The 416-nt window shown below is 39.9% G+C and carries 1 rRNA gene; it reads right to left on the bottom strand.

What is annotated here, in order from left to right:
* Nucleotides 1–216 (bottom strand): 23S ribosomal RNA (locus EP737_RS22065); the annotation flags it as partial.
* Nucleotides 217–416: the final 200 nt, after the last annotated feature.

A 416-nucleotide genomic window follows, 5' to 3' on the forward strand; every position in this document is an offset into this window, starting at 1 on the left:
CTCCGGGTACTTAGATGTTTCAGTTCCCCGGGTATGCCATCAGTACCCTATGTATTCAGGTAAAGATACTACTCCATTACGAGCAGTGGGTTTCCCCATTCGGAAATCTTCGGATCAAAGCTTACTTACAGCTCCCCGAAGCATATCGGTGTTAGTCCCGTCCTTCATCGGCTCCTAGTGCCAAGGCATCCACCGTGCGCCCTTTCTAACTTAATCATTAAAAGTTTACACTTTGTTGCATTACATATAGCACAGTATTTGTTATCTAGTTTTCAAGGAACAGCTTACATTTCATGTATATACTTTTTTATCCATCGATTCATTTTTTTGAACCCGTTACATAAAAAAGAGACTTACATGTATGCTATTTTGAAGGATAAGCTCCCTCAAAACTGAACAAAACATCATAAACGTCA

This window comes from Ectobacillus funiculus (assembly GCF_004138295.1).
GTDB classification, from domain to species: domain Bacteria; phylum Bacillota; class Bacilli; order Bacillales; family Bacillaceae_G; genus Ectobacillus; species Ectobacillus funiculus.